The sequence below is a fragment of the Mesorhizobium sp. WSM4840 genome (genome assembly GCF_055811755.1).
Genome location: NZ_JBVVQD010000011.1, coordinates 135,091 through 151,469 on the forward strand (window position 1 = coordinate 135,091; position 16,379 = coordinate 151,469).

Consider the following 16,379-nt stretch of genomic DNA (forward strand, 5'->3'; position numbering starts at 1 on the left):
CCCCCCCCCCCCCCCCCCCCCCCCCGCCGCCCCGGTTGGCTGCTCTACCCCCCCCCCCCCCCCCCTCCCCCCCACCCCCCCCCCCCCCCCCCCCCCCCCCCCCCCCCCCCCCCCCCCCCCCCCGCGACTGTGCTATGGGCAGTGTCAAATGCGAACAATCAGCAGACTTTTCGATTCCCACGACCAGGCAGCGCGTGCCGTTGCCGCGCTTCAGGCGGCAGGAATTTCTCACGAACAGATCAGCGTCATCGGACCTTACGACGACGAAATCGGCGCTGTCCTGCGCGGTCCTGGCGGTGCCGCGCTTGGCGCGGCTGCTGGTCTGTTAATCGGCCTGGGTGCTTTTGGAGCCACCGGCATTGATCCTGTCGGAGCAGCGGCTGGCATGGTCCTCGTCGGTGCGGCCTGTGGCGGCTTTGCTGGCAGGCTTCTCGGGGCATCTGCCGATCTTGCCAAGAAACCGGGTGAGCCGAACGTTGTACCAGGCGTCATTTTTGTGATGGCGCATGTCGATGAAAACCAGGCCGATACCGCGCAGGCAGTGCTCGAAAATCCCGTTCACGTAACGCAGCTCGTGGCCACGGTCGGGTGAGATGCGTCGGGTTGGTGTCGCGCAAGACTGTTTCCCGGCTTATGGCCCACGAATCGCATTCAGATCGGCACTTCTCGCTGAGCCATCAGTTTTCCCTCTGACGGTTCACGAGACGGGAAGCGTCTGCTCGACCAGATTGACGTAGTAGCGCAACACGGTCGGCACGATCTCGTCATTGAATACGTAGCGATCCCCATGCAGCCCCTCGCCGGGACCGACATCGCCGACGCCGATCCACGCGTAGCAGCCGCCTGCCTCGCGGATCATGAAGGCGAAATCCTCGCAGCCGAGGCTCGGGCTGAACTCGGTCGTGACGTTCTCCCTCCCGACGGTGGCGGCGGCCGCCTCGACGGCGCGGGCCGTGGCAATCGCCGTGTTGATGAGCGGCGGATAGCCCTTCTTGTAGTCGAGCGTGGCCTTGAGCGAATGGGCTGCGGCAATACCCCGGGCGATCTCGCCGATCAGCTTCTCGCAATGATCGGAATGACCGGGCTCGAAAAAGCGGCAGGTGCCTTGCAGCCAGACCTTGCCAGGCACGATGTTGCCGGCATTGCCGCCATGGATCTGGGTGAGGCTGACGACCAGCGCGCTTTGCGGATCGACCGAGCGGCTGACAATGCGCTGGACGGCCTGGACAAAGGCGCCCGCGGCCAGGATCGGGTCGTCGCCGAGCTGCGGCATGGCGGCATGCGCGCCAAGACCCTCGAAGGTCAGCTCGAAATTGTCGACGGCGGCCATCTGCGCTCCAACGCGAGCCGCGATCGTCCCCAGTCTGACGCCCGGCCAGTTGTGGACGGCATACATGGCCTCGACTGGGAAACGCCTGAACACGCCGTCTTCGATCATGCGCAAGCTGCCGCCTTCATTTTCTTCGGCTGGTTGGAAGATGAAGTAGACGATACCCTCGAAGGCGCGGGATTGGCTGAGCAGTCTGGCCGCGCCGAGCAGCATGGCGGTGTGGCCGTCATGGCCGCAGGCGTGCATCACGCCCTCATTCCTGGATGCATAGGGCAGGCCAGTCCTCTCGACGACCGGAAGCGCGTCCAACTCGGCGCGAAGACCGATGGCGCGCGTGCCCGTGCCGTTGCGCAGGACGCCGACAACCCCGGTGCCGCCGATCCCCTCATGCACCTCATCGAAGCCGAAGGCGCGCAGTTTCTCGGCAACGAAACGTGCCGTTTCGTTCTCATCGAATCCGAGTTCGGGATTGGAATGGATATGGTGGCGCCAGGCTATCACCTCTGGCGTCAAGGCGGCGATGGGGTCATTATGCAGCACGATGCTCTCCTTCCACCGGCAAAGGGCGGTTGATCCGGGATCACGATTAGAAGGTCGCACAAGAGGTGTCTTGAACCAGATTGACCGCAGCAGAGAGAAAGACGTGGACGCGACCGAGACCAGGAAATACTGGCGCCATCCCTGCTTCCCTGACCTTGGCCTGTTCAAGGCGCGCTTTACACAGCACCGCTACGAGCTGCACACGCATCCAACCTATGTGATCGCGCTGATTACTTCCGGCTGCGAACGCATTCGCATTGGCCGCCAAAAAATTATCGCTCCGGCAGGCACCATTGCCGTCGTCAACCCCGAGGAGTGGCATGACGGGGAACAAGGCGCCGATGGAGGCTGGGCCTACCGGACGTTTTATCCCTCGGTGCCGCTGATGGCGGGGCTCGCCCGCGAGTTGGGCGGAGATGGCGCTCCGGTTTTCTCGCACGCGATCATCGAGGACAGCGATCTCGCCGAAGCATTGGTGGCGGCGCATGAAGGTTCTACGTCCCAGGACGCAACGAAAGCCGAGGCGTCGCTGCTCGTCGCCTTGAGGTATCTCATCGTTCGGCACGGCGATTGGAGCGGGCGAACCGAAGCGATCGAAAGCTCGGGATCGCGACAGAGGTTCTCGCTCTACGAGGACGTTATTGAAAGCGAACTTGGCTCGAAACTCGACCTGCAGCGGCTTGCCGACGCCACGTGTGTCACCCGGTTCCAGGTCATCCGGGATTTCAAGAAAGCGATTGGCCTGACGCCCACGGCCTATATCCGCGACCGGAGACTGCGTCGCGCCAGTTCCTTGATCGAACAGGGGCTCGGCCTCGCCGATGCCGCGATTGCGGCAGGTTTCGCCGACCAGAGCCATCTTTCCCGCACGTTCCGGGCGACGCGCGGCATGACACCTGGCATGTATAGGAGAGGAGGCTGAGTGCTCCCAAAGGAGACGCTTGCGCGCGGAAATTTGCTGAGCGATGGTGAAGTTGGGCTTGGGGGGAATCATGCGAAAAATCCTGGTATTGACGACGCTGCTGCTCGCGGCAGCCATTTCCGCAACCGCCTCGTACGCGCTGGACGCCAGCGGCACCCCGGTTGTCGTGACCCCGCTTGCCTCGCGCACCGAGACGGCGTCCGGCCAGCCGATCACGCTGCCGCAGAAAAATGTGCAGGTCCTGGTTTCGTCCTTTGAGATTGCGCCGGGCGCGACCTTGCCGGTCCACAAGCACCCGTTCCCCCGCTATGCCTATGTCCAGGGTGGAACGCTTCAGGTCACCAATGTCGAGACCGGCAAGAGCACCACATACAAGTCAGGCGATTTCATCATCGAAATGATCGGGCAGTGGCATCAGGCCACCAATGTCGGCGTCGATCCGGTCAAGCTGCTGGTCATCGACCAAGTCGAAGAAGGCACCAAGAACACAGTGTTGCGCCAGTAGCTGGCAACAGTCGTGGCTGCGGCTGCCAGCAGGCTGCTCACTTCGCCGCCGCGCTCACCCGGTCCGCGGCAGCGGCCAGCACGGCGCGGTCGCCCTCCTCGTACAGGCGGCGGATGGCGATGGCGCTGACGCGCCAGCCTTCGGGCGTCCGCACCAGCCGGTGGAGATAGCTGGCGCCGACCGTCCAGAGCCGGGCATCGATCCAGTGGCTGGCGCGGACATGGCTGCGCGCAACCGCATCGTTGCCCGCGCCTTCGACAACGATGTTGGTGATGAGGTGCTGGGTGGCGTCGAAGCCCGGCAGCAGATCTTGCCACTGAGCAATCAACGAGTCGCGGTCGCTGGTCGCCACCTCGCCACCGAAAAGGCTCGTATAGTCGGTCGTGACGCGGGCCGCGAGATAGGATTTGACCCGTTTCCATTCGCGCAAATCGGCATAGAGGCCGATCCCCGCCACTGCCTCGGCGATGGCGGTCCTGTCTTCGACCGTCAGCGCAGCCGTGGACTGCGTGGTGCTCAAGGCCGGCGCACAGCTGGCGGTAGACGTCGCGGCGAAAACTGCCGAGGCCAAGACGTGCCGGCGGGTGACGGGGCTCATTGTCCTGCCTCCCCTGCACTGCTCAGCGTGGTGCGGAAATGCGCGGCGACGGCGTCGGTCGCCGCCTCCACCGGCGCGGCGCCGTCGTAGAAATCGAACTGGGTCACATTGTCGAGCCACAGCTCCTGCTTCTGCCCGGTCAGCCGCGCGTAAAATTTGCGTGCACCCTGCGGGATGGCAGCCGCCTCGCTGTGCACCATCACAAAGGGCTGATGCAGGCGCCGAGCAGCCTGGATCGCATCGAATGTCAGCCAGCCGCGCCAGAAGGCCGGATCGGCCTCGTTGCGCCAGGCTGGGATCATGCCGCGATCGGGCTCGGTGTAGTAGGGCACCTTGAACATGATCGCCCGCTGGTCGGTCAGACTGGCGGCGGGCAGGAATGCCTGCTTGCCGGTGCGGCGATAGGCGGCCTCGGCCGCATTGCCCGCGGCTTCAAGCATGGCGACCCCGTCCTTGCCGCCATAGGTCTGCTCTACCACCTCGGCATCGTGCAGCCAGGGCGCGACCAAGGCGACCGACTTGATCCCGGGATCTTTAGCGGCGGCAGTGACCATATAGCCGGAGCTGGCACAAATGCCGAGCCCTCCGATGCGGTCCTTGCTGACCTCGGGCCGGGTTGCGAGATAGGCGACCGCCGCTTCTATGTCGGCGATCTTGGCGCTGGGGTCCTCGTATTGACGCCGAGCGCCGCCGCTCTCGCCCCAACCGCGAAAATCGAAGGTCAAGGCGACGAACCCACGGTCGGCCATCTCGCGGGCGTAGCGGGCGGCCATCTGTTCCTTCACCGTCATCCATGCGCCGGTCACGACCAGCGCGGGCCGAGCTTTCGCCGGGTCCATATCCTCGGGCAGATAGAGATCGCCGACGATCTGCTCGCCGTGCGAGGCGAAAGTGACGCGCTCGGCGCGCGGTGCGGCGAAGGCGCTGGAGCCGAGCGCGACTGCGGTTGCCGCTGCTAGCGTCAGGATTTTCAACATCGCGAGTCTCCTTTGGCTTGGAGCGAGAAACGGATTTAGGAAGGCCGCCGCCTCAACGGTCGTCCGCCAGTCGGCCGGGCAGTGGCTTCAGCGGGTAGTGCGTCCAGTAGAAGGCGTCCGACTGGTACATGTCGGTCAAGAAATTCTGCGCCTCGGCGATCTTGCCGTCCTTGATGCGAAACATCAGGGCGTAGAGCTGGTCGATCTCGGGACCTGAGCCGACGTTCGACCAGCCGCGATGGATGTCGACGACGAGATCGCCCTGCGCCTGGAAGAAGATCGGCTCAGCCCTAAATTTGCCGTCGGCCAGGCCGCGAAAGAAGGCGACCACTTCCTCCGGCCCGCGCTTGTCGCCGGCCAGCGGATGATGGCCGGGAATGCGCCACACGATGTCGGGCGCGAGGAAAGGCCGGACGGCCTCCGGGTTCCCGGTCGCGTAAGCTGCGTAATAGTCCTTGATCAGCTGGATGTTGCGGTCTTCCTGAGGACCGCCGCTCGCGGGGGCGGCGGACACCGCCAGGAGAGCGCCGGCGGCGAGCGAAGCGAGCCTGGTCATCAGTCCGTCTCCTTGCCTGTTCGAGCCGTCGCAACAGCGAGGCCCATTCGTCGGACCTAACATGAGGCTTTTTGTTCACCGGAAAAACCCGTATAGTTCGACAAGGCTATTTGGAAAATCCTCACAATGCGCCTCGACCAGTTCAGTGGCATCGTCGCCTTCGTGAAGGTCGCTGAGGCCAAGAGCTTTAGCCGCGCCGCGGCCGAACTCGGCGTCGCCCCGGCCTCTTTGAGCGAGGCGGTCAAAGGGCTTGAGGAGCGTCTGGGGGTGCGGCTCCTCAACCGCACGACCCGCAGCGTTGGTTTGACCGAAGCCGGCGCCCACTATTTCGACCACGTGCGCCCAGCGGCCGAAGAGATCCGGGCGGCTGGCGCGGCGTTGCACGAGACCCGTGATCGCCCCGCCGGCACGCTGCGCCTGAGCCTTCCGTGGATCGCCGCGCCGCTGCTGATCGAGCCGCTGATGGGGCCGTTCATGGACGCTTACCCGGAAGTGCGGCTTAGCCTGATCTTCGACGACAGCTTCGTCGATATCGCAGCTCAGGGCTTCGATGCCGGCCTGCGGATCGGCGAGCTTCTAGAGAAGGATATGGTCGGCGCGCGTCTGGGCGGGCCGCTGCAGACGGTGGTGTTGGGGAGCCCGGACTATCTGGCGCGTAACGGCACGCCGAAGCGACCCGCCGACCTCGCCGCCCACCGCTGCATCGCCTTCGCCTTCACCCGCACCCGCGCCATCTCGCCCTGGGAGTTCGTCGTGGATGGACGTGAACTCGACTTGGCGCCCGACGCACGTCTGATCGTGAACACACTTCCGCTCTGCATCACCGCCGCCGCGCAAGGGCTTGGCCTAGCCTTTGCCGTCGAAGGCCTCGCTGCGCCGCTTCTCGCCTCGGGCGCGCTGGTCAAGGTGCTGGAGCCTTTCTGTCCCACCTACGAACCGCTCCACCTCTATTATCCCAGCCGCCGGCTCGTCCCGCCCAAGCTGCGAGCCTTCATCGACTTCGTGCGCGCGAACGCCCACAATTTGCGGATCTGATGCGCCGCCGCGAAAACCGACATGTGCCGCGGCGCATATCGGCGAACCGGCTCATCCCCAGGCGCCGACCATCTGCCTGGTGGCGGCGTTGAGGCGGTTGAAGGCGTTGATCAAGGCAATCTGGACCACCAGTGCGGCAAGCGGCTTCTCGTCATAATGCCGGGCGGCCTCGTCCCAGATCGCGTCCGGCACTGGGTCCGGCCGGTCGCAGAGCCGGGTTGTTGCCTCGGCAAGCGCAAGAGCCGCGCGTTCGGCGTCGGTGAAGTAAGGCGTCTCCCGCCAGGCGGACACGTTGAAAACGCGTTCGTCCTTTTCGCCGGCCTTCTTCAATTCGCGTGCATGCATGTCGATACAGACGCTGCATCCGTTGATCTGGCTGGCGCGCAAATGGACGAGCTTGCGCGTCACATAGGGCAGGTCGGCCGTTTCCGTCGACTTGTCCAGGGCGAGCAGCGCCTGCAGCGCGCCGGGAATGAGAAGCACAGGGTTTTTCAGTCTTGCTTGCATGGTGGTCTCCCTTGTTTGCCGATCCCGGATGCCAATCATCCGGGTTTTTGGTTTTACTGTTTCGTTCGTCCTGAAGGCCGGATCGGAGAGGGTTCTGAAGAAATCATCGGCCGCGCTGTTCACGCCAAAACCCATAATCCGTTAGCTATGGATTTACCCATAACTAGTTGGTTATGAGTGTGTCAAGCGGGAAATTGGCGGCAATGCAAACGGCAGCGATCCGTCGCGTTGAGCCAATAATTCCGGCTTTCGCGGCAAGGAGCCCGATGCTAGGGCTGCACGTCTTGAATCCGCAACGGATCGCCCTGTGACCGAAACCGAACGCCCTCGCCTGCCGCTGATCGAAATCTGTGTCGAAGGCATTGATGGCCTTCTGGCCGCGCAAGCCGCCGGCGCCGACCGGGTCGAGCTGTGCGCCAGCCTGGTCGAGGGCGGCATCACGCCGAGTTTTGGCACGGTGCGCGCAGCCCTCGAACTGGCGACGGTCCCGTTCCACGTCATCGTGCGGCCGCGCGGCGGCGACTTTCTCTACAGTGAAGCCGAGTACCGTTCGATGCTAACCGATGTGCGCGCGCTGAGCGAGCTTGGCGTGGCCGGCGTCGTAGTCGGCTGCCTGAATGCCGACGGTACCATCGACGAAAAGCGCATGAGCGAATTGGTGCAGGCGGCAGGGTCCTTGAACATCACCTGCCACCGTGCCTTCGACATGACGCGCGATCCGGCCGAGGCGCTGGAAGCGCTGATCCTCAGCAAGGTCGGCCGCGTGCTGACCAGCGGCCAGCGCGACACCGCATTGGACGGCGTGGCCCTGCTGGCGGAACTCGTCCGGCAGGCGGGGAAGCGCATCATCATTCTCGGTTGCGGCGGGCTCGATCCCACGAACATCGCCGAGGTGCGGGAAAGAACCGGACTGACTGAAATGCACTTCGCCGCACTCAAGGACGTGCCGAGCGCCATGCGCTACCGCAATCCGCAGGTTGGGATGGGCGGCACCGACCTTGACCGCGAATACCGCAACACGGTGACCGACGCGGCGCTTGTGGCTGCGACGATTGCGGCGGCGCGAGCATGATCCCGAAGGAAGCAAACATTTGACGCAAGCACGGTTGCCGATCGAAAAAGTCTCGCCGCAGGACGAGCCCGCCGTCCTCGCCCTCAATAACGAGCACGCGACCGAGCTGTCGTGGCTTGGGCCGGAACGCCTGTCCTTCTTGCTCGGCGAAGCGTTTTATGCGCGCCGCATCGGCGCACTCGAAGCCTTCATCATGACCTTCGACCAGGACGCCCGCTACGACAGCCCGAACTTCCTGTGGTTCCGCGAGCGTTTTCCGCGCTTCGTCTATGTCGACCGCGTCGTCGTCGCGGGGGAAGCGCGTGGCCGCGGCCATGCCCGTAGGCTCTATGAGGATCTGTTCGACCATGCATTGCGTGCCGGCCAGACCATCGTCAGTTGCGAGGTGAATGCCGAACCGCCCAACCCGGCGTCCGATGCCTTTCACGCAGCGCTCGGCTTTGTCGAGGTCGGCGACGCGGTGATCCACGGCGGCAAGAAGGCGGTGCGCTACTATACCAGGCAAATCACCGGCTGAGGCGACAGCCCTACCAGTTGCGGTTCAGCCAGCCACGGGCCGGCTTTTCGATGGACCGGCAGATTCAGGCGTTGGCGGCAGCCACTGCGCGCTTGGCCATCACCGCGATCAGATTGGCCCGGTAGTCGGCCGAGGCGTGGATGTCGCTCATCAAATTCTTCGCCGAGATCTTCATGCCGTCGAGTGCGGCTGCCGTGAAACTCTTGGTCAGCGCCGCCTCGATTTCCTTCGAACGGAAGACGCCGTCATCCCCGGCCCCGGTGACGGCGACCCTGACGCCGTCCTTGCCCTTGGCCACGAACACCCCGACGATCGCATAGCGCGAAGCGGGATTGCGGAACTTTTCATAGGCCGCCTTGGCCGGCGCGGTGAAGGTCACGGCGGTGATGATCTCGCCGTCTTTCAGCGCCGTCTCGAACAGGCCCGTGAAGAACTTGCCGGCCGCGATCTCGCGCTTGTTGGTGACGATGGTGGCGTCGAGCGCAAGAAGTGCTGCCGGATAGTCGGCCGCCGGATCGTTGTTGGCGATCGAGCCGCCGATCGTGCCCTTGTAGCGTACCGCCGGATCGCCGATCCGGGACGCCATATGGGCGAGCGCCGGACACGCCTTCTTCAGCTTCTCGTCGCAGGCGACATCATGATGCGTGGTAGCGGCCCCGATAGTGACGGTCTTGCCCGACACCTTGACGCCTTGCAGTTCCTTGATCCGCGACAGGTCGACCAAGTCGGAAGGCGCGGCAAGCCGCGTCTTCATCGCGGGGATCAGCGTCATGCCGCCCGACAACAGCTTTGCATCGCCGCTCTTGAGCAGCTTGGCGGCATCGGCGACGGAGGCAGCGCGGTGATAGTTGACTGAGTACATGGGATACTCCCGTGCGAGATAGTGAATAGTGAATGGTGAATAGTGAGTAGTTATTAGTAAGTAGTGAGTAGTGAATGGGAAGAGCTTCGGCGAAATCTAACTATTCACTATTCACTATTCACTACTCACTCCTTTCAGTGTTTCGTCGCCCGGATCGCAGCCCAGACCGTGGACGGCGATGCCGGCATGGCGATATCGGTGATGCCAATGGCGTCGGTGATAGCATTGATCACTGCCGGCGGTGAGCCGATGGCGCCGGCCTCGCCGCAGCCCTTGATGCCGAGCGGATTGCCCGGGCACGGGGTATTCGAGGTCGAGACCTTGAACGACGGCAGGTCGTCGGCGCGCGGCATGGCGTAGTCCATATAGCTCGCCGTCAGAAGCTGCCCGCTGGCGTCGTAGCGAGTGCCCTCCAGCAAGGCCTGGCCGATGCCTTGGGCGACGCCGCCATGCACCTGGCCTTCGACGATCATCGGGTTGATGATGTTGCCGAAATCATCGGCGGCGACGAACTGGACGATCTCGGTGACGCCGGTCTCCGGATCGATCTCGACCTCGCAGACATAACAGCCGGCCGGGAAGGTGAAATTCGACGGATCGTAGAATGAGGTCTCCTTCAGCCCCGGCTCCATACCACCCGGCAGGTTGTGGGCGGTGTAGGCGGCGAGCGCCATCTGGAACCATGGGACGCTCTTGTCGGTGCCGGTGACCTTCAACGCACCGTTTTCGATGACGATGTCGCCCTCGTCGGCCTCGAGCAGATGGGCGGCGATCTTCTTGGCCTTGGCCTCGACCTTGTCGAGCGCCTTGGCAACGGCCGACATGCCGACGGCGCCCGAGCGCGAACCATAGGTGCCCATGCCCATCTGCACCTTGTCGGTATCGCCATGGACGATCGAGACGCTGTCGATCGGCACGCCGAAGCGCTGGTTGACCAGTTGCGCGAAGGTCGTCTCATGGCCCTGGCCATGGCTGTGCGAGCCGGTCAGCACCTCGATGGTCCCGGCGGCATTGACGCGCACCTCGGCACTTTCCCAAAGACCGACACCCGCTCCAAGACTGCCGACCGCCGCCGACGGCGCCAGGCCGCAGGCCTCGATATAGTTGCTCATGCCGATGCCGCGCAGCTTGCCTTTCTTGGCGGCGGCGGCCTTGCGCTCGGCAAAGCCGGCATAGTCGGCAGCCGCCATCGCCGCGTCGAGCGAAGCGGCATAATCGCCGGCGTCATAATTCATGATGACCGGTGTCTGGTGCGGGAAAGAGGTGATGAAGTTCTTTCGGCGAAGTTCCGCCGGCGACACGCCCAGCTCGCGAGCGGCCGTCTCCATGGTGCGTTCGAGCAGATAGGTGGCTTCCGGCCGCCCTGCCCCGCGATAGGCGTCGACCGGCGCGGTGTTGGTGTAGACGGCGCGCACATTGGCGTGGATCGCCGGAATATCATACTGGCCCGACAACAGCGTCGCGTAGAGATAGGTCGGCACGCAGGACGAGAACAGCGACATGTAGGCGCCGAGATTGGCGATGGTGTCGACCTTCAGCCCGGTGATCCTGTTGTCCTTGTCGAAGGCCATCTCCACCGTCGAGACATGGTCACGGCCATGGGCGTCGGTGAGAAAGCTCTCGGTGCGGTCGGCGACCCATTTGACCGGCACGCCGGTTTTCTTCGAGGCCCACAGGCAGATGATTTCTTCCGGATAGATGTAGATCTTCGAGCCGAAGCCGCCGCCGACATCCGGCGCGATGACGCGCAGCTTGTTTTCGGGCGCGACATTGTAGAAGGCGCTCATCACCAGGCGCGCGAGATGCGGGTTCTGAGAGGTTGTCCAGCACGTGTAGTGGTCCTCGGCCTTGTCGTAATAGCCAAGTGCCGCACGCGGCTCCATCGCGTTGGGCACCAGCCGGTTGTTGACGATCTTCATGCGGGTGACGTGGGCAGCGGCCTTGATCGCCGCGTTGGTTGCGGTGCTATCGCCGAGCTCCCAGTCGAAAATCAGGTTGTTGTCGGCTTCCGGATGGATCTGTGGTGCGCTCCTTTCGAGCGCCTTCGGAGCATCGACGACTGCCTTCAGTTCTTTGTAAGTGATGTCGACCGCCTCGGCCGCGTCGCGCGCCTGGCCCTTGGTTTCGGCAACCACGATGACCACCGCGTCGCCGACATAGCGGACCCTGTCGAAGGCCAGCGGCGACCACGCCCCCATCTTCATCGGCGAGCCGTCCTTGGAATGGATCATCCAGCCGCAGATGAGATTGCCGATGCCGTCGGCCTTGAGCTCCTTGCCGGTCAGCACGCCGATGACGCCTGGCATGGCCTGGGCCTTTTTGACATCGATCTTCTTGATCTCAGCATGCGCATGCGGGCTGCGCACGAAGGCCGCATGCTTCATGCCGGGAACCACCATGTCGTCGACATAGCGCCCGGCGCCGGTAATGAACCGCTTGTCTTCCTTGCGCGCTACACGAGCGCCAACACCTTCAATGCCCATCGCAGAAATTCCTCCCGAATTGCCGAAATAGTGAGTAGCAAAGTAGTGAGTAGTGAAAGGAAACCGGCAGTGAGCCATTCAGGCCGAACTACTCACTACTGACTACTCACTCTTCATCTCACGCAGCTTGCCTAGCCTTGCCCTTGGCGGCTCCCTTGGATATCGTCTTCGATGCGGCGAGGATCGCCTTCACGATGTTGTGGTAGCCGGTGCAGCGGCAGATATTGCCTTCGAGCTCGGCGCGCACCGTGGCCTCGTCGAGGCCTTCGGGGTGACGGTTGATCATGTCTGTCGCCGCCATGATCATGCCCGGCGTGCAGAAACCGCACTGCAGCCCGTGATGCTCCTTGAACGCCGCCTGCACCGGATGCAGATCGGCACCGTCCGCCAGACCTTCGATGGTCACGACGTTGGACCCGGAGGCTTGCACCGCAAGCATCGTGCAGGATTTTACCGCCTTGCCGTCGACATGGATCACACAGGCGCCGCATTGCGAGGTGTCGCAGCCGACATGCGTCCCGGTCAGGCCGAGATTTTCCCTCAAGAAATGAACCAGAAGCGTACGGTCTTCGGCAGTGCCGCTGACCCGCTTTCCGTTCACCGTCAACGATATGTCCGACATGAAACCTCCCTGGGTGCTACCTTGGTCGTTCTGGCGTCGGTGGTGCCCGAGCCCTCCATCTGTCCGCTATTCTTATACCGCATAAAGCCCGTCTTATACCGCATAAAGTCCGGGAAAAAGTGCCGCGGAATGCCGAGATTCGAGAATGCAGTTCGGCCGAAAATCCGCCTATTGTACTTTCGGTCACGCAAAGGCGGGAAATGGCGCAACGCAGCGAACCACGATCGCCGTGCGCTGCCGCCTTCCGGCCATCAGCGGCCGAGGCTGGCCAAGCCGATTTCAGCCGACGCCGTGTTTCTTGAGAACCTCCTGCTCGTCGCCTGACACCCAGCCAAATATTTTAGGCTCTCCGCCCAGCATCTGCACGAGGTAGTGGACGTCGAAATCGATCGTGACGTCCGGTTGGCCTTTGCGGGTATAGGTCGACGTCCAGGCGACGTGGGCAACGCAATGATGCCCGTCAATCGGCGAGATGCGAACATCGCGTATTCGCATCGCCTTCGTGCCGATCGCTCGATAGTGAGCATAGCCTTGTTCCATAACCTGCTTGAGCTGGTCGTCGTTCTTCCCGACCATGACGCCGGCAGGCGACGCCGCAATGAAGGCGGCGGCATAGACGGATGTGACTTCGTCCATGTCGGCATCGCCGGCGAGGGATTTCTCGAAAAGCTGCTCGTACCTTTCGAATAGCTTCCTGACCTGCGCTTCCATGAATCACGCTCCCTTCCGGTGCGCTTGTGGATTCGAAGTTTCTCAGCGCTGATGCCGTCAAAATAGCAGAAACTTCAAATCCATCATGTTGGCTCATTGCCAAAGCAGCACTTGAAGACAACAATGACTTCGACGCCGGCGCGCCAGGAGCATAAAAAAAGAGCCGCGCACAAAAAGAGCGTCGGAGGAAATAGAGGAGGAAGCCGCTGGCCAGTTCACGGACGCGCTATGCATGCGGCCTATCGGTTCTCACCACCGACGAACCCGACGCGGATGCGTTCGCCCGGGCGGTGGCAGTGGAAGCCGCGGCCATCGACGCTGGATTTGCCCTGCTGTTTTTCTCGCAAAGCCTGCTTGAGGCAGTCGCCCTTTCGGAAGCGCTTGAGAACCACGCGCCGGCGCTCCGCTATGCCGGCTGCTCGACGGCCGGAGAGATTACGCCCAAAGGCCTGGAGGACGGCCAGGTCATGGCCATGCTGCTTCCCTCCGCATCTTTTTCGGCAGCCAGCACCATGGTCGAAAATCTGTCCTCATCGGGCATGGACGGGATCACCGGCGAAGTCGAGGCGCTGAGGCGTTCGTTACGCGGGCGCGTCGGGCACGAGCGAGCCGATACCACTTTCGCGCTCTGCCTCATCGACGGGCTGTCCTATGCCGAGGAAGCGGTCACCTCCGCCATCCATTGGGGGCTCGACGATATTCCACTGATCGGCGGGTCGGCTGGCGATGATTTGAAATTCGAGACGACGCGGCTGATCTCGAACGGCAAGGTTGCCTGCGACTGCGCCATCATCGTGCTGATCACTACGGAAATTCCTTTCCACGTGTTCAAGACCGACAATTTTGTCCCCACCGACGAGAAGCTGGTGGTGACCGCGTCCGATCCCGATCACCGCACCGTGCGCGAATTCAACGCCACCAATGCCGCCGAGGAATATGCCGCCTCGGTCGGCGTCATCCCGCAGATGCTGACGCCGCTGAGTTTCGCTTCGCACCCGGTGGTGGTGAAAGTCGGCGGCGAATTTTACTGCCGCTCGATCCAGAAGATGCACGCGGACGGCTCGCTGTCGTTCTTCTGCGCCATCGACGATGGCGTCGTCCTGTCCATCGCCCGACCCAAGAACATGGTTGAATCGACGCGTGCCGCCTTCAGGGATGTCGAGGAAAGGCTTGGCGGCATCGACATGATCCTCGCCTTTGACTGCGTGCTGCGCAGGCTCGATGCGCGCAACCGCCAGGTCTTCCGGGAGATTTCGGAACTTTACAAGGTCAACAACGTCATCGGCTTCGGCACCTATGGCGAGCAGTACCGGTCGATGCATCTGAACCAGACGTTCACCGGCATCGCCTTCGGAGAGCGGCAGGCGGCGGAGTAGGAGGTTTTATGCCGCTCAGGGACATCAATGACCTGGAGAAGCTGAAGAAGATCAACGCAGCCCTTGTCAGCCGCGTCGAGCGATCGATGGATCAGCAAGGCAACGCGTTCTCGCTGTTCCAGACCGCGATTTCGCTCGAGAATCGAGTGCGTACGCGCACCGAGGAACTGCACTCGACACTGCGTAGATTGGAACAATCCAACATCGATTTGAGCGCGGCCAAGGAAAACGCCGAACTGGCGAACCTGTCCAAGACAAGGTTCCTGGCAGCCGCCAGCCACGACGTGTTGCAACCGCTGAACGCCGCGCATCTCTCCGTCTCGGCGTTGGCTGAAGTGCAGACCAGCGACGAAGGCAAAAAACTGGTCCGGCAGGTCGAGCGGTCGCTGGAGACGATGGAGGATCTGCTCCGCACCCTGCTCGACATCTCCAAGCTCGACGCCGGCGTCGTGCAGCCCGATATCGGCGACGTCAGCCTGGAGATGCTGTTTTCGTCGCTGCGCTCGGATTTCCTGCCGGTCGCCGAGTTGAAGGGCCTGACGCTAAAATTCCGGCCGGTCAACGCCGTCGTGCGTTCGGACCGCACCTTGCTGCGCCGCATCCTGCAGAACATCCTTTCCAACGCGCTGCGCTACACCCGCTCCGGTGGCGTGCTGGTTGGCACCAGGCATCGCGGCGACACGATCCGCATCGATGTCGCCGATACCGGCTGCGGTATCCCCGACGACCAGCGCGAGGCGGTGTTCGAGGAATTCCACCGCGGCACGATCCCCACCGATGCCGGGCTTGCCGGCGCCGGGCTGGGACTGGGCCTGGCCATCGTGCGCCGCATCGCCGCCGCACTCGGACATCCCGTGACGTTTTCGTCGAAGGTCGGGCACGGCACGATTTTCCACATCGACGTTCCGGTCGGGATCGGCGCCAGCGTCGATGCCATTGCCAGCAGCGCCGACATGGAGCGGCCGCGCGGCTACGGTCTGTTCGGCACAAAGGTGCTGCTGGTCGAGAACGACGTCGAGGTGCTGCAGGCGATGACATCCCTGCTCGAGCGCTGGCAATGCCTGGTGCGCCCCGCCACCTCGACCGATGCTGCGCTCGAGATGCTTGGCGATACGGACTGGGTGCCGGACATCGTCATCGCCGACCAGCATCTCGACGGCGGCGACCTCGGCACCACGACCATCGCCGAGGTCCGCGAGTATCTCAGCCGTGCCGTGCCGGCGCTGATCGTCACTGCCGACGGTTCGGAGACCGTCGCCAAAGCCGCCCGCGCGGCCGGCATCGAGCTGATGCGCAAGCCGCTGAAACCGGCGCAACTGCGCGCACTGCTGGCGCATCTCCTGGCTTGATGTCAACGACACGGCAGACGACCGCGAGCGACAAGGAAATGGGACTAAGTGAGAAGTATTTCTCTAACAGTCATCTGATCCGACGCGCGACTTTGACCAATCCAATAAAAAATCATTGCCTCTCGAACATCATCATCCTGCCTAAGGACAGCTTTAGCGTACTTGAGAATTTTGGGATTGGCTTCGCCTGCTTCGACCATTTCCTCGATCGAGGCGATCGTCAGCAAAGCCAAGGCACACTTCTCATCATAATTCAGACGGCTAATTGAGGCAGCTTTCAGCATTTCCTCGATGCGATTAGGATCGGCAAACTCGATCTCCCAATCCTGCTCCCGGCCAGAAGCCGGAAGCGACAAGAGTTTGTTTATTGAGCGCTGGGCCTCCCCTGTCGCCCCATAAAATTCCCGCGTCATCTCA

Annotated in this window: 18 protein-coding genes; 8 read left to right on the forward strand and 10 right to left on the reverse strand. The window is 62.9% G+C overall.

Translation table 11 applies throughout. From position 1 onward, the window contains the following. Positions 1-148 precede the first annotated feature (148 nt). Complete coding sequence (locus tag AC0L3I_RS16875) at positions 149-592, forward strand: hypothetical protein (RefSeq protein ID WP_473527616.1); 444 nt, start codon at positions 149-151, stop codon at positions 590-592. Positions 593-697: 105 nt separating this feature from the next. Here the strand turns inward: AC0L3I_RS16875 and AC0L3I_RS16880 are convergent, their stop codons facing one another. Further along, a complete protein-coding gene (locus AC0L3I_RS16880; protein ID WP_473527617.1) occupies positions 698-1,870 on the reverse strand; it encodes an amidohydrolase in 1,173 nt (390 codons plus the stop codon). Positions 1,871-1,940: 70 nt separating this feature from the next. On the opposite strand from AC0L3I_RS16880, the gene AC0L3I_RS16885 reads away from it, so the two are divergent. Together AC0L3I_RS16885 and AC0L3I_RS16890 are read left to right on the forward strand one after the other, a co-directional pair. Continuing rightward, positions 1,941-2,792, forward strand: a complete 852-nt coding sequence (locus tag AC0L3I_RS16885; RefSeq protein WP_473527618.1) for an AraC family transcriptional regulator — start codon at positions 1,941-1,943, stop codon at positions 2,790-2,792. A gap of 70 nt (positions 2,793-2,862) precedes the next feature. Continuing rightward, positions 2,863-3,297, forward strand: a complete 435-nt coding sequence (locus AC0L3I_RS16890) for a cupin domain-containing protein (RefSeq protein ID WP_473527619.1) — start codon at positions 2,863-2,865, stop codon at positions 3,295-3,297. 37 nt (positions 3,298-3,334) lie between these two features. Here the strand turns inward: AC0L3I_RS16890 and AC0L3I_RS16895 are convergent, their stop codons facing one another. The 3 genes from AC0L3I_RS16895 to AC0L3I_RS16905 are packed head-to-tail and all read right to left on the reverse strand — an operon-like array spanning position 3,335 to position 5,428. Beyond that, a complete protein-coding gene (locus AC0L3I_RS16895; protein ID WP_473527620.1) occupies positions 3,335-3,895 on the reverse strand; it encodes a nuclear transport factor 2 family protein in 561 nt (186 codons plus the stop codon). Further along, complete coding sequence (locus AC0L3I_RS16900) at positions 3,892-4,872, reverse strand: alpha/beta hydrolase (RefSeq protein ID WP_473527621.1); 981 nt, start codon at positions 4,870-4,872, stop codon at positions 3,892-3,894. Before AC0L3I_RS16900 ends, AC0L3I_RS16895 begins: the two co-directional genes overlap by 4 nt. Positions 4,873-4,924: 52 nt before the next feature. Next, on the reverse strand, positions 4,925-5,428 hold the full coding sequence (locus tag AC0L3I_RS16905; protein WP_473527622.1) for a nuclear transport factor 2 family protein: 504 nt from the start codon (positions 5,426-5,428) through the stop codon (positions 4,925-4,927). Positions 5,429-5,554: 126 nt separating this feature from the next. On the opposite strand from AC0L3I_RS16905, the gene AC0L3I_RS16910 reads away from it, so the two are divergent. Continuing rightward, positions 5,555-6,463, forward strand: a complete 909-nt coding sequence (locus AC0L3I_RS16910; RefSeq protein WP_473527623.1) for a LysR family transcriptional regulator — start codon at positions 5,555-5,557, stop codon at positions 6,461-6,463. Positions 6,464-6,514: 51 nt separating this feature from the next. On the opposite strand, the gene AC0L3I_RS16915 is transcribed toward AC0L3I_RS16910, so the two are convergent. Next, positions 6,515-6,970 (reverse strand): carboxymuconolactone decarboxylase family protein, encoded by a 456-nt coding sequence (locus tag AC0L3I_RS16915; RefSeq protein WP_473527624.1) that lies wholly within the window; start codon positions 6,968-6,970, stop codon positions 6,515-6,517. A gap of 307 nt (positions 6,971-7,277) precedes the next feature. Here AC0L3I_RS16915 and AC0L3I_RS16920 point away from each other — a divergent pair, with 307 nt between their 5' ends. Beyond that, the gene (locus AC0L3I_RS16920) at positions 7,278-8,042 is read left to right on the forward strand and encodes a copper homeostasis protein CutC (protein WP_473527625.1); all 765 of its coding nucleotides are present in this window, start codon (positions 7,278-7,280) and stop codon (positions 8,040-8,042) included. Between the two features lie 19 nt (positions 8,043-8,061). Continuing rightward, positions 8,062-8,559, forward strand: a complete 498-nt coding sequence (locus AC0L3I_RS16925; protein WP_473527626.1) for a GNAT family N-acetyltransferase — start codon at positions 8,062-8,064, stop codon at positions 8,557-8,559. A 64-nt stretch (positions 8,560-8,623) separates the two neighbouring features. On the opposite strand, the gene AC0L3I_RS16930 is transcribed toward AC0L3I_RS16925, so the two are convergent. The 4 genes from AC0L3I_RS16930 to AC0L3I_RS16945 all read right to left on the reverse strand — a co-directional run bounded on the left by AC0L3I_RS16930 (position 8,624) and on the right by AC0L3I_RS16945 (position 13,237). Further along, positions 8,624-9,421, reverse strand: coding sequence for an FAD binding domain-containing protein (locus AC0L3I_RS16930; protein WP_473527627.1), 798 nt, complete (start codon positions 9,419-9,421; stop codon positions 8,624-8,626). Between the two features lie 134 nt (positions 9,422-9,555). Beyond that, entirely contained in the window at positions 9,556-11,904 is a 2,349-nt protein-coding gene (locus tag AC0L3I_RS16935) for a xanthine dehydrogenase family protein molybdopterin-binding subunit (RefSeq protein ID WP_473527628.1), read from the reverse strand. A gap of 118 nt (positions 11,905-12,022) precedes the next feature. After that, positions 12,023-12,526, reverse strand: coding sequence for a (2Fe-2S)-binding protein (locus AC0L3I_RS16940; protein ID WP_473527629.1), 504 nt, complete (start codon positions 12,524-12,526; stop codon positions 12,023-12,025). A gap of 279 nt (positions 12,527-12,805) precedes the next feature. Then, positions 12,806-13,237 carry a nuclear transport factor 2 family protein gene (locus tag AC0L3I_RS16945; RefSeq protein WP_473527630.1) on the reverse strand — a complete coding sequence of 144 codons (432 nt, stop codon included), beginning with the start codon at positions 13,235-13,237 and terminating at the stop codon, positions 12,806-12,808. A 296-nt stretch (positions 13,238-13,533) separates the two neighbouring features. On the opposite strand from AC0L3I_RS16945, the gene AC0L3I_RS16950 reads away from it, so the two are divergent. Beyond that, positions 13,534-14,613 carry an FIST N-terminal domain-containing protein gene (locus tag AC0L3I_RS16950; RefSeq protein ID WP_473527631.1) on the forward strand — a complete coding sequence of 360 codons (1,080 nt, stop codon included), beginning with the start codon at positions 13,534-13,536 and terminating at the stop codon, positions 14,611-14,613. Positions 14,614-14,621: 8 nt separating this feature from the next. After that, positions 14,622-15,962, forward strand: a complete 1,341-nt coding sequence (locus tag AC0L3I_RS16955) for an ATP-binding response regulator (RefSeq protein WP_473527632.1) — start codon at positions 14,622-14,624, stop codon at positions 15,960-15,962. 44 nt (positions 15,963-16,006) lie between these two features. On the opposite strand, the gene AC0L3I_RS16960 is transcribed toward AC0L3I_RS16955, so the two are convergent. Next, the gene (locus AC0L3I_RS16960) at positions 16,007-16,375 is read right to left on the reverse strand and encodes a hypothetical protein (protein ID WP_473527633.1); all 369 of its coding nucleotides are present in this window, start codon (positions 16,373-16,375) and stop codon (positions 16,007-16,009) included. Positions 16,376-16,379: the final 4 nt, after the last annotated feature.

What these genes read in the sequence shown, in the direction of transcription:
- AC0L3I_RS16875 (WP_473527616.1), top strand. Translation starts at nt 149, where the DNA reads ATGCGAACAATCAGCAGACTTTTCGATTCCCACGACCAGGCAGCGCGT.
- AC0L3I_RS16890 (WP_473527619.1), top strand. Translation starts at nt 2,863, where the DNA reads ATGCGAAAAATCCTGGTATTGACGACGCTGCTGCTCGCGGCAGCCATT.
- AC0L3I_RS16895 (WP_473527620.1), bottom strand. Translation starts at nt 3,895, where the DNA reads ATGAGCCCCGTCACCCGCCGGCACGTCTTGGCCTCGGCAGTTTTCGCC.
- AC0L3I_RS16900 (WP_473527621.1), bottom strand. Translation starts at nt 4,872, where the DNA reads ATGTTGAAAATCCTGACGCTAGCAGCGGCAACCGCAGTCGCGCTCGGC.
- AC0L3I_RS16905 (WP_473527622.1), bottom strand. Translation starts at nt 5,428, where the DNA reads ATGACCAGGCTCGCTTCGCTCGCCGCCGGCGCTCTCCTGGCGGTGTCC.
- AC0L3I_RS16910 (WP_473527623.1), top strand. Translation starts at nt 5,555, where the DNA reads ATGCGCCTCGACCAGTTCAGTGGCATCGTCGCCTTCGTGAAGGTCGCT.
- AC0L3I_RS16915 (WP_473527624.1), bottom strand. Translation starts at nt 6,970, where the DNA reads ATGCAAGCAAGACTGAAAAACCCTGTGCTTCTCATTCCCGGCGCGCTG.
- AC0L3I_RS16930 (WP_473527627.1), bottom strand. Translation starts at nt 9,421, where the DNA reads ATGTACTCAGTCAACTATCACCGCGCTGCCTCCGTCGCCGATGCCGCC.
- AC0L3I_RS16935 (WP_473527628.1), bottom strand. Translation starts at nt 11,904, where the DNA reads ATGGGCATTGAAGGTGTTGGCGCTCGTGTAGCGCGCAAGGAAGACAAG.
- AC0L3I_RS16940 (WP_473527629.1), bottom strand. Translation starts at nt 12,526, where the DNA reads ATGTCGGACATATCGTTGACGGTGAACGGAAAGCGGGTCAGCGGCACT.
- AC0L3I_RS16945 (WP_473527630.1), bottom strand. Translation starts at nt 13,237, where the DNA reads ATGGAAGCGCAGGTCAGGAAGCTATTCGAAAGGTACGAGCAGCTTTTC.
- AC0L3I_RS16955 (WP_473527632.1), top strand. Translation starts at nt 14,622, where the DNA reads ATGCCGCTCAGGGACATCAATGACCTGGAGAAGCTGAAGAAGATCAAC.
- AC0L3I_RS16960 (WP_473527633.1), bottom strand. Translation starts at nt 16,375, where the DNA reads ATGACGCGGGAATTTTATGGGGCGACAGGGGAGGCCCAGCGCTCAATA.